General features: G+C 39.4%; 9 protein-coding genes. 3 read left to right on the forward strand and 6 right to left on the reverse strand.

The annotated features are described in order from the left end of the window. The coding region (cmr1, locus tag LDL35_RS11630; RefSeq protein WP_304022571.1) for a type III-B CRISPR module RAMP protein Cmr1 at window positions 1-341 on the reverse strand (341 nt) is incomplete at its 3' end. Window positions 342-558: 217 nt separating this feature from the next. Between cmr1 and LDL35_RS11635 the strand changes: the two genes are divergently transcribed. Then, a complete protein-coding gene (locus LDL35_RS11635; RefSeq protein WP_304022573.1) occupies window positions 559-684 on the forward strand; it encodes a hypothetical protein in 126 nt (41 codons plus the stop codon). Between the two features lie 36 nt (window positions 685-720). Beyond that, window positions 721-1,974 (forward strand): TM1812 family CRISPR-associated protein, encoded by a 1,254-nt coding sequence (locus tag LDL35_RS11640; protein ID WP_304022575.1) that lies wholly within the window; start codon window positions 721-723, stop codon window positions 1,972-1,974. A gap of 1 nt (window position 1,975) precedes the next feature. Here the strand turns inward: LDL35_RS11640 and csx2 are convergent, their stop codons facing one another. The 4 genes from csx2 to LDL35_RS11660 are packed head-to-tail and all read right to left on the reverse strand — an operon-like array spanning window position 1,976 to window position 8,060. Further along, a complete protein-coding gene (gene csx2 / locus LDL35_RS11645; RefSeq protein ID WP_304022576.1) occupies window positions 1,976-3,253 on the reverse strand; it encodes a TIGR02221 family CRISPR-associated protein in 1,278 nt (425 codons plus the stop codon). After that, entirely contained in the window at window positions 3,250-4,950 is a 1,701-nt protein-coding gene (locus LDL35_RS11650; RefSeq protein WP_304022578.1) for an HD domain-containing protein, read from the reverse strand. Before LDL35_RS11650 ends, csx2 begins: the two co-directional genes overlap by 4 nt. A 51-nt stretch (window positions 4,951-5,001) precedes the next feature. Then, entirely contained in the window at window positions 5,002-7,203 is a 2,202-nt protein-coding gene (locus LDL35_RS11655) for a tubulin-like doman-containing protein (protein ID WP_304022580.1), read from the reverse strand. Window positions 7,204-7,211: 8 nt separating this feature from the next. Then, window positions 7,212-8,060 carry a hypothetical protein gene (locus LDL35_RS11660; protein WP_304022581.1) on the reverse strand — a complete coding sequence of 283 codons (849 nt, stop codon included), beginning with the start codon at window positions 8,058-8,060 and terminating at the stop codon, window positions 7,212-7,214. Between the two features lie 198 nt (window positions 8,061-8,258). Here LDL35_RS11660 and LDL35_RS11665 point away from each other — a divergent pair, with 198 nt between their 5' ends. Then, entirely contained in the window at window positions 8,259-8,885 is a 627-nt protein-coding gene (locus tag LDL35_RS11665) for a hypothetical protein (RefSeq protein ID WP_304022583.1), read from the forward strand. Here the strand turns inward: LDL35_RS11665 and LDL35_RS11670 are convergent. Continuing rightward, window positions 8,859-9,608, reverse strand: a complete 750-nt coding sequence (locus LDL35_RS11670) for a CRISPR-associated protein Csx14 (protein ID WP_304022585.1) — start codon at window positions 9,606-9,608, stop codon at window positions 8,859-8,861. The genes LDL35_RS11665 and LDL35_RS11670 overlap by 27 nt on opposite strands. Between the last annotated feature and the right edge of the window lie 692 nt (window positions 9,609-10,300).

Below are 10,300 nucleotides of genomic sequence, written 5' to 3' on the forward strand. Positions count from 1 at the left end.
AGTTTTTTGGGACACCTTATATGAAGTTGAAAAGATAATTCGATAACAATGTCCCTGATTGCTGAACCCTTCCTATTTGATTTAAACGGAAATAATGCATATGGGGGATAACCACCGAAGAATTTTCCATCACTCGTTTCGCATTTTTCCCGTTTACATGATTCAATCTCCAGAGTAATAATAACCTCACTGGACTTTTTGGTTGTACCCCAAATCTCTCCTTCTTTCTCAAAAAGAGCCTCAGGACTGTCAATGAAAGAACCATGTGTAGCCCGCCACCAAAATCGCAAATGACCCCTCACTGAAGTCCCTCTGACCACGACTGCATCATCAGGTTCCACAAAACCTGCCTCATGACCGCCGCCAAAAACAGGTGTAATGGCCTTGATCTGATATGATTTTTGAAAAATATCATCATTAATTTTTGAATCAGGGACAGGTGGAGCATTCGTTTTAATGGTCCGCATTTCTTGTTAATCCCCCATAGATCTCTTATGAGAAATTGAGATCCATACCAGATAAGTATTTATATTGAAATGTGGATTATAAATTACATCTATGTTCATCTGTGAAATATGCGGAGAAGAATTCGATGACGAAGACGAATCCGACTGGTATCATGTCTGTATCCCCTGTCGTGAGGATGCCGAAACTGACGAACTGCTTGCACTCGATATCATTTAACATGCAAAGAACCATACCTACTCCTTTGATCTGTCAATGCGAAAATGTCTGAGTTTTGTAGGGACTGGGGAATTAAAACCGGCCAGATATATCTATAACGAATTTCAATGTGATACTTCCGTCATACAAGAAGCACTGGCAAAGTTCTATAACCCTGACCTGACGATCCTTTTTGTCACCGACAAAGCGAAATCAAATAACCTCTCTACCGTCATAACCAGCCTGTCAGAACATCCCTATACCACCATCGACATCCCTGATGGGCGGACTGAATCAGAACTCTGGATGATATTTGATAAAATAATACATGCAGTCAGTCCTGATGATGAAATACTTCTTGACATAACCCATGCGTACCGGTTTCTCCCCTTTTTAGCATTTCTCACCGCCCTGTACATCAGGGAAGTAACTGGTGCAACCCTTGCAGGAATCCTATATGGAGCGTTTGAAGCCGGTGAAGATATATATGATCAAACCGGTCAGACCAGGAGAATAACACCTGTATCTGACCTTACCTCATTCATCATCCTTACAGACTGGATCATGGCAGTCAGATCTTTTATCTCCTTTGCAGATGCAAGAGGTATACAGGCCATGGTTTCTGAATCCCGAATACCTGGATTCATTTCATCTCCACATCAGGGTACAGAATCCGGCTCCGCACTTATTCATCTAGCCGATTCACTTCACCAGTTTACTGCAGGGATTCAGCTGTCCCGTCCCATTGAAGCCAGGGAATCAGGTATCGAAGTATTGAAACACCTTGTCACTATCAGAAACCAGATACATTCAGACTTTTCTGCATTAAACCCGGTTCTTGATAAAATTACAGAAATATCTCCCTTTAAACAAGATATGTCCACTTCTCCCTCCTGGAGCACTCTGGAAGCCCAGCTCGCCATCATATCATACCAGGTTGAAAAAGGACTTTATCTGCAGGCTGCCGAACTTGCAAGAGAATGGATGGTTACTGCAGTAATCTGCTATCATGGACTCTTCTCTTCATGGCTCAATGAAAACATAAGAACCGATGTCGAAGGTGCACTCCATGCACTAACCATAAAGAAAAAAGGAAAACAATACAAATCCTCGCCAATAGTAAGAAGACTGGAGAAAAACCCCGAATGGAAGAAAATTGCTGACATCTGGCATAAAATTGCTCGTATAAGAAATGACCTGGCACATTGTGGTATGAGAGAGGGCAGGGAAGATGCAAAAACCCTTGAAAAAAAAGTAATCGCAATCCCAGAAGAACTCACAATATTTTATCAGATACTCCGCAGAACCTGAATCACTTCGGGACCCTCAACATCATGGCATAATACTGGTCAAGATAGTCTGAAAATTTTTTAATCTTTTTCTCTAGTTGCTTAACATTCTGGCTGTCCGGATTCATCCCACAATGGGCTAGTTCATTCCTCAGCTGGGAGACCTTGCTCCATATCCCGGTCAACTCCTTCCATGAATCATGATTGCAGAACCAGTCCAAAAACATGGGTTTCTTCTCATCTTCATGATGGGATTGCCCTTTAGGCTGTCCAATCAGTATCTTCTCTGCACCGGAAAGAGAATTCTCTGCTTCATATCGAACCTCCTTTTTCAGCCAATCATTCGTGGATCCGGCAGCATACAAAAGTACCGTTACCATCCATTCCCGTCCCATCGTGACCGCCTGCTGATACAGGCCCATATTCAGTTGAACCTGGATAAGTTCACGCTGCTTTTGAATCACAATATCGGTAAGGATCTTTGGTTTCTGTACCGCAAATTGCTCTATCTCTGATATCCTTGAAAGAAGAGGTGTCAGAACAGGAGTGGTCTCTTTGATAGCCTCTTTTACAGCCTCAAACCGTTCCTGAATTTGAAATGCTGTTTCCATTGCCTCAACCGGACGTGCCAGTCTCACCGATGCGGCATACGTTCCCATCGGCCTTACCAGATCCAACAGTGGTTTATTCTTTTTATTGCTCTGATAGTGTGATAACTTTGCATTTGAGATCTTGCGGACCATGTGATTGAGTTTATCTGCATCAGCATGGTAAAGAAATGACCTGACTCCTGCCATCCATTCAAAAATCTCAACAAATCCGGTTAAATCAAATACCGGTGCTCGTGAAATCTCCTTACCTGAGTCCAGGAGTATCGTTTCACGAGCTTCAAACGCACCATAAACCACACCGGAAAGAGAGAACGGTTTAATTTCCTTTAAATAAGCGATAGAAAGCAGGGCAATAAATGGCAGTGACCGGAACCCGTGAGTAATATCAAAGATAATATCATCATTCTCAAAAACTGCGTCAGTCACTATCGAAAAAATCTCCCAGATCTCTTCTTCACATTTTCCATCCGGAATATCTACAAGGGTGACCTGAATAGATGAGAGAGCAGCCTGAACAATAGGAAGATTTTTACTCCGTGCCTCATTCGTAACAAAAAGCACAACCTCATCCGGCTTATAATACCGACACAACGCATCCTGAACAACAGAAGTCTGATATTCCTCATCAAACACACGATAGATAGTTTCATATAAAGTCCCGGTCCCGATAAAGGAAAGTAATTTTGTCATCTCATCTCCCTCCACCCATCAGCAATATCAACAATCTCAATCCGAACGGTGAAATACCGTTTCAAAGGTTCAGTCTCAAGTTCCAGATCCTGAATTTTCACATAAGCCTTTTCCCGATCACGTACAATCATTTGAAACGTCAGAGTAGTATCTCTGATCTTCAGTGATAGACCTAAAACGGCCTGATGACTATCCCATTCTCTTCTGGAATCATCGTTGAGAACCTTATATAACTCCTCATAAAAAACACCTTTATCATTTTTCTGAGCCCTTCGGTAATCATTATCCATACCATCAGCAACCCTGAGCAGGATATACAAATGATCTCTGTCCGTGCCTAAAAGATCCATCTTCTTCCGATGACGCAGGCACATATCAGCAATAAGATCCACCTCATTATGAGTCAAAAATCCGGAAAATAACCCCTCTTTTTCCCATGACCGAATCATCTGTTCAGAAAATTCATGATGAAGAAGGTGAACATCCTTAAAATCCGGACAAACAGTTCTATCTATTCCATACCCGATATCATGGAGAAGGCATGCCCAGTCCAGTATCTTCTGCTCTTGTTCAGAAAGTCCATATAAAGAACCAAGAGTCCGCCCATTCGCGATAACATGTTCTACATGTCCCCATTTATGCAGTGTTAAAAAGTATGGAATCTCAACACGCCTTAAAAAACTTGCAACATATGAATAAAAGGAATCTGACCCTGATGTGAATGTTCCATGAAAATCTCCCTTTTCATGAGAGGAGGAAAACAATAAAATCAGTTTTTCAATAAGTTCAGGCGAATAATCAAGATTGGGAGCATGTACATGACCCCGGAATCTGGTCATCCCAAGTCTTAAAGCCACCGGAAGGTTGTCAGACTTCCAATATGTTACCAGAAGAATAACAGGCTTTTCAGGATTCTGATATCCAACTCCAAGAGCATAGTCTTTTCCATACTGCTTGCATGCCTGATCCAATTGTTTGTATCCGCTCCCCTCCGCCAGTCTGGGTACATACACAAATGAATCATACATAAGCACGGTGTCAGCATGAGGAGTATCAGGAGGAAATTGGTTAAAAAATGAGGCGTTGTCATGCCGTATTGCATTCAGACTCCCAGCAATATCCCTTTTCGCAGAATCTATCCGTGCAGCAAAAATCTCATCTTCTTCAGACACAGGAAGAACAGCATCATCCCGGTCACATATTGCCCCATACTTCCCCCATTTGTACGTGAACTCATCAGGGATCCCATAATGAGTAAAAATGGCTGATGAAGTGATAATAACTTCCGCACCGATTTGTGAACACTTTCCATAATTGGTGAATGAATTCTTATGATGATCAATCAGGACGATACGTGGAACAATCTTCAGTGCAGATTTCATCTGCTGAACAACCTGATCAACTGATAAAGACGGGCACCGGTTATCAGGTTCAGGAAAAGGAATGTCCACAATAACCACCAGAGCATAATCTTTAAAAGATGATTTCATATAGTAAGGGAAGGTGTACTGCCAGAAAAGACAGGGTATACCGGTCCCTAAATCTGCACATATTCCTTCATTTTCTGAAGATGGCCGTACATATGAACATACGGTAGTAACCTCAAAACCTTCTGCCTCTAAAGCCCGTTCAGAGAGGGCAGTCATAATAATGCCATGCCCATCAGTTCCTCCAAATAATAGTGCTCGATTACTCATAAATCACCAATATAAAATACTAAATTGCCTCAAATTCTTCTAAAAAAGGAATTATGAAGAGTCGGAAACGATATCCGGATAAACCTCCTGAATCAGGGGATCATCAGGGAACCATTCCGGATATGCAAAAATTGTCCCTATAGGTCCTGTAATATCGGTCTTTTCTTTTAATTTATTCTGTAGATATTCCGTTTTTCGAATATTATATTCTTTTACATCTTCAATCGAAAGATTAAGAGTATAATCAATAAATTCTATTTTCTCATCATTATACGTATGGCTAGGTATCTTCACTACTTTCATCGATGCAAATGCAACATTATCACCAAGCGCACTCTCATGAAGCACATTACATAAAATAAATAATTCTTCACGAGGATTCGTTAAAATCTCTCCACCAGATCCGATAGCAACTGAAAGATGCCGGTCACGGGACTGCTCAATCCTGTTCTTGATAATTCTATCAACATCTTTCTGTGAAAATTTCAGGATCTGGAAATAATCAGAAAGACTCTTCATATGAGCAACATTAATATCCTGCACCAGAGAGATTTGATTGAGAATTTCTTCAGAAGGAGCAGGATTTAAAACCCTGCCGCTTCCAGACTGACCAAGTCGTTTCTTTAATACATTCTGACGATAAGCATCCTTTTTCCTTGCAAAACTAACAATTGAGGCAACTCCAAGGATCTTCTCCTTCGTATCCGGGTTTTGAAGCGGAAGTTTCTCCCCAATCTTCGTATCAACATACTGTTTTAATGTTCTAATCTTCAGAGTTTTCACCTTTAAAACTTCAAGGTCATGCAGAATCTTCTCAATCTTCTCCTTTCGCTCCCGAAGATCGGGCTTTTTCAAGGGATTTACCATAAGAGAATCTATTTTTCTTTGAAGTTCCTCAATTCTGGAATTAAAAAGATCAAAGATCAGAGTATGCTTGGCATCTAAACCGACAACACCTGCACGCTCAATCTGGTCACATGACCAGCTCTCACTACCAAGAGCCTCCCACCAGGTATCCAGTTCACCTTCATATTCTGATTGAATATTAATCTGAAGTTTATTGATTTGATTTTGTAATTTCCCCATAAAATAAGCCAGACCCAAAAGCCGATACTTCTGAAATACTGCCAAAGCCCGGTCCTCAAGAAATGACTCATTCATATTCCGCAAAAATTCTTTCATCGCATCAATGACCTGCTTGTGTAATTCAGTCTTTACTGAAGCATCATCATCAATAACAGGACCGAGAAGGTCATTCTCCTCTGCAAGATTTTTAACCAACCGGATTGGAATATTCAGTTCACTCTCTCCAAAAGACGCAAAAGGACTCGGAACATCCTTCCATAGATTCTCGAGGCCCTTTGGATATTGGGGAAGAGCAAACATCATAGTAACAATAATCTTATTTGCATGAGAGAGATAATCATCGACCATCTCCCCCTTCTCTTTCCGAAGTTTCGTGGTCAGTTCTTCATCAATTCCAAACAAAAAATATCGTTCAAAAGGCCGCTCCCTTATCTCAATAGGTTCTCCATGAAATGGAAGTGTTAATCTGACCGGGGCAATATCTGATGCTCCTGCCAGAACCTTTACCTCCTCAAGAGCTGCAAAAGAATTGGCAAAATATCGTTTTGTAAACGTCGCAGTAGAGATATCGGTAATATTTGTCCCTGAAGGAAGAATACCAATCCCATAAATATGTGGAGTAATCCCTTTATTTCCCAGAATCTCCTGAACTATTTTCTTTAGATATATAGCAAGGGCCGGAAAAGAGCCACTCCCTGTTCCCCCACCCAAAGAATGTATGATCCAGATAGCAATATGGCCCCGCTTCTCCCCGCCACCTTCCTTCTCTTTCCAGAGACTTGAAAGGTCATGTATATGGGCAGTAATAGTTCTTGAAATTTCTTCTTTATGAAGATCAAGCAGGAATCGTCCATACACCCGTTCCTGAAGAGCTCCCCCTTTCTGCATGACTACCCATTTATGCAGATACGGACAATTTTTCTTCAGATTAGCCACATCATACTGATGGTCAGTAATTGCAATCCTCGATGTATTTGGTGCAAACTCAATAATTCTATTTAGATCATCAATATTTGAATCAATAGCAATAAACCGGTAATTATCAATGATTCCATTCTTCTCAACAAAAGAGATGAACTCCTTGATAACACTCACTCCGCCCATCCCGACACCAATTGCAAGAGTTGGGATGATGCCTGCCTCCCTACATAACTGCTTTTCACTCATAATATCACTTAGAATTTATCCCCTTTCTTTGTCGGTTTGATCTTTTTTTCACCATCAGTATTTCCATTTTTTAAAGAACCAGAATTATTAGAATTATTTTTCTCATTTTTATTATTGTCGATCTTATCCATTTCAGACTTTACATAATGCTGTAAGTCAATAATACTGGTAGATGGATTCTCAATCTCATCAAGTCTTCTTTTTATCTCTCTCAGTATACTCATATCACGAAAAACTATCTTTTTTGATGTATTCTGCACGTTCATATCCTTCATCTTCACAATAAGGATAAGAATAATTACAATCGCAATACCCAGAGCAGCAAGAATGAGAAGAATGCCTGTATTATTTGTACTGGTCCTGTTTGTTTGCAGGATATGCCAGGCAGCTTGATCCATGACGGTTATAACCTGTTTTTGTTCAGATATTTTTTGCCCGAGTTGAATATACGAAATCTGCATCTGAACAGGAGTAATCATAGATTTTTGAGTGGTCTTTGGATATGCATAAAAAGTAATGGTCAGTTCCTCTCCTGCTTTTAGATGATCACAAAAAAGAACATTATTTTCCACGGTGATATTAGCCTGGGTTCCGATTGGATATAAAGACTTACCAAAGGAAAGAGGATCAATAAGACCATCCTTCTCGTTAAAAACAATTTTCAAGTCTTCAACGTCATAAGGACCGGGTCTGACAATAACTGTTGTTAATATCTCCTCGCCAAAAGCAGGTGTCTGCCCTCCTGCATCAAAGACAGACGATGACGTCAGATCAATGGCTGCTGATACCGGAATGCATAGAAGCAAAAGCATTAATCCTGGTATCAGGCCATATCGAACAATTTTAAGATGAACCATATTAGCCATTATATTTCTCCAATTAATAAACATATTGATTTGTTTTATGAGCCATTAAAAAAAAAGAAAACCTGTAAAATTAAAATCCTCACCGATGAGAATATTTCAATACATTTTTACCGATAAATGAGCACATGGCAAGAAAAACAATATCAAAAATAATATAAACACTGATAATTATTATCTGATACGGCTACCATGAACTACACATCTCTCAAATTGTTTCTGACAGGAATCCTTGTTGGAATCTTCCTGACCTGTGCTTTATTGTTTCTCTTTATGTCTATTGGAAATCCTGAAAAAAATGATTCACCCACAGTCCTGAATTCCCCTACCCCGAATCAGACAGAAGCACCAATCGTACCACAAAAACCTTTCGAAGATGAAGATCTGGCATCGGATATTATCATATCAGGAAAAAAAATCCACGATATGTATGAACACATCACAAATGAAATATCAGAAGGTGATTTAAATGGAGCCATGCTCACTCTAAATATTCAATATTCAGAAGAATTTACAGAAGCAAAAAACAGGGCAAATAATTATCATATCAGTCCAGAAGGAAAAGTCATGTTAAACTCCTGGTTGTCGTACCTTGATGAGCTGCCTATGATCTTATACAGGACCCAGATGCAGATAGACAATATTGGGAAAAATTATTATGCAAAGGCCCATGCAGAGAAGATATCTGCTGATAAAATACTCACCGTCGCTGACAACTACTTAAACCAGGCAATGTCTGAAGCTAAAAAACGAAAAAGGGAACCGGAAGAATTACACTTAAACAGGGTCAAATTACCCCTTTCCAACAAGAACGTCTAAAAATTTCGCTCCATAATCAGAAATATACAAATTATTCCCCTGACGCTCAAGTATTCCATGATGAAGAAGAAGAGAACAATCCTCCTCATTTAACATATATGGATCAAAAACTACCCGGCTTAAAAGGGTCCCAATATATGATACCGGATAAGGGAGTGTCGGAATGCGTATTAATTCATAGTCTTTTTTCGGCGGAAACAAAATATATTCTAACATTTCCTTGTTTTCTTCATATATTTTTATTTTTTCTTCTTCTTTTTCAGCACGGTACAACCTCATCATCGTCGGTCTCATACGTTCAAGATGTTGATTAAAGAGTTTCACCTCATGATTAACGATGTGATATACTCCATCCACATTAAGGAGCTGGCCCAGGAGGGCAAGAGTGATGCACATATTTTTTCTTCCACCGGCCACATTAAGCAGAATCCGTCCACAACCATATCTTTCCCGTTCATTCTTTATTACCCGGGCAGCGATGGCCATGAATGTAAGGTTTTCATCGTCTGAACTGATATCATCAAATGGAAGAAATTCAATATGAACCCTGATTCTTGGGTATCTGGATTTTAGCCCTAGTTTTACGACATCGCATCCGGCTAATACCAGCTCATCCTGTGTTGCGAGGAGCACAAGATCAGTAACCAGCTCATCAATCGCGTCAACCCCTACTGTAATAACAGGAGGACTTGTTCCGATTGGAGCAATTATAGCAGTTTTCACATACGAATTTGAACCTCTTTGCATAATTTGATCACCTGTGATAATATCTACTATCCATTCTCTGCTGGAATAAAGATACCGGAAATGAATGCATAATCATCTGAAAGAAGGAAAGAAAAATACGAATAACATTCAGGTAAAAATTGATATGACTTTTCATTTCTATAGCATTAAACAATTTAAATCTTAAATCAGATATAACCATCCACTCCCTGGTCATGAATAATGTAATAGTGGTGATACATAATAATTAGATGCTATCCTGTATATCTTTAGTTTGATGTTCAATGGAAGATATTGAGTTCATCTCAATTCATATGTCCATAAAATACTAAAGAAAGAAATAACCTTATGGCGTAAAAATCGGAAATAAAGAAATGATGAAGAGACGTATGGAATACGAGTGACTTACAGACTATCTTTATATTATTAAAATGAATAGCGTATTATTCCAAGGCATACCCACTCATTGTACACATTATAAGAAACATCGTTGCATTTTTATAGAGAATTAAGTCGTATCGATAATCTGAACGAAATTTTCTGAATATTTAAAAAGAAATGAATTAAAAAGAGGGATATATATTTCTTCGTTTATTGGTACATCTTATCCTCTTCCACAAATCCCCTCATTCTTCGTTTCATATCTTTAATCCCCCTGGCCTTGGATAATTTCATTGCAAACATCTTAT

The sequence above is a fragment of the Methanospirillum hungatei genome (assembly GCF_020216685.1).
GTDB lineage: Archaea > Halobacteriota > Methanomicrobia > Methanomicrobiales > Methanospirillaceae > Methanospirillum > Methanospirillum hungatei_B.

Bases quoted from the DNA above. Each gene is read 5' to 3' on its own strand.
- LDL35_RS11635 (WP_304022573.1), top strand. From the start codon at position 559: ATGTTCATCTGTGAAATATGCGGAGAAGAATTCGATGACGAAGACGAA.
- LDL35_RS11640 (WP_304022575.1), top strand. From the start codon at position 721: ATGCGAAAATGTCTGAGTTTTGTAGGGACTGGGGAATTAAAACCGGCC.
- csx2 (WP_304022576.1), bottom strand. From the start codon at position 3,253: ATGACAAAATTACTTTCCTTTATCGGGACCGGGACTTTATATGAAACT.
- LDL35_RS11650 (WP_304022578.1), bottom strand. From the start codon at position 4,950: ATGAGTAATCGAGCACTATTATTTGGAGGAACTGATGGGCATGGCATT.
- LDL35_RS11655 (WP_304022580.1), bottom strand. From the start codon at position 7,203: ATGAGTGAAAAGCAGTTATGTAGGGAGGCAGGCATCATCCCAACTCTT.
- LDL35_RS11660 (WP_304022581.1), bottom strand. From the start codon at position 8,060: ATGGTTCATCTTAAAATTGTTCGATATGGCCTGATACCAGGATTAATG.
- LDL35_RS11665 (WP_304022583.1), top strand. From the start codon at position 8,259: ATGAACTACACATCTCTCAAATTGTTTCTGACAGGAATCCTTGTTGGA.